At 41.1% G+C, this 1,061-nt stretch carries 1 protein-coding gene; it reads right to left on the bottom strand.

The window, feature by feature from the left end; genetic code table 11:
- Window positions 1-53 precede the first annotated feature (53 nt).
- Window positions 54-896, bottom strand: a complete 843-nt coding sequence (locus B498_RS00025) for a lysozyme inhibitor LprI family protein (protein ID WP_008503532.1) — start codon at window positions 894-896, stop codon at window positions 54-56.
- Between the last annotated feature and the right edge of the window lie 165 nt (window positions 897-1,061).

Here is a 1,061-nt window from a genome sequence, read left to right as displayed (position 1 = left end):
CGCCTTACCCGGCCTACAAGATCAGCAGGTCGGATTGACCCACAGCATGTGCATTAATACTGTCGTTCTTCATCTCCACCCAGATAGATAAATCTTTCAAAGGTTCTTTCAGACTGGCACTGATAGATCTTGATTCTTGTCTCAACAGGCGTGGCTGTAGAAGACGCATCACTGATCTTCCCGCATCTTTTAGCCTTCTCGTTAATCCAGAGATTCTGTTCTTTTTTCATAGAGGCTCTGACAGACTCTGGTAGCGATTTCCAGAGATTATTTAACTGACCATCGTTTTCTGAATAGGCAAATATGGCATTGTTTAATTTGTTATCGAGATCGGCTTTCTCAAGTTCGGATTTATTCATTGCCAGCATAGTCATAGCGGCCAGCGACTGAGAAATATAATCCCTACCAGAATATTCATAGGATGCAGAAATATCTTTGCCATTGTCCGCCAGAGATAATAAATAAACAAACTTCTCCCATTGAACACTATTGTTAAGCACCTTGCCGCCCCCTTGATTTATCCCACCTAACTTCTGAGGATAGGATGCAATAAACCCAAGAATTTCCGTTGGCATGGTGAGGGTCACCTTAGCGGTACAACTGCGGTTTGAATCATTTTTATCAAACGGTGTCGTTGTGACATTTTCCAACTGAATAGTTATTTGCTGTGCTTTTTCCAGGTAAGATTTAAGCGGTTTCCCATAAAATTGCGAAGGCGTTGCCAGATACGTTTCCTGCAATTTACTCATCGCATCATCTCTGATTTTAGATTGCATAGCAGCAATGGCATCCTCGCGACCACATTTAAATTCGGGCGCAGAATCGAACAAACCGGCAGTGGCATTAAATGAAAACAGCAACGTACTCAGTACGAGAAAACAGTGTTTTGCACGCATGACAATATCCTTAAGTGAAATGAGTGCAGTACATTACTTTAAGAGCTAACAAGCAACAAGCTTGGTGGTGCTTATTTGACCCAGATTAAATTAAAAAGTTATTTTTTCAGAATTGATTTATATTCATCTAATAAATGTTTTATATGCCGGGTAAGCGCAGCGCCA

This window comes from Enterobacter sp. SST3 (genome assembly GCF_000286655.1).
In the GTDB taxonomy this organism is placed as follows: domain Bacteria; phylum Pseudomonadota; class Gammaproteobacteria; order Enterobacterales; family Enterobacteriaceae; genus Enterobacter; species Enterobacter roggenkampii.
This window is presented reverse-complemented; position numbering and strand designations above follow the sequence as displayed.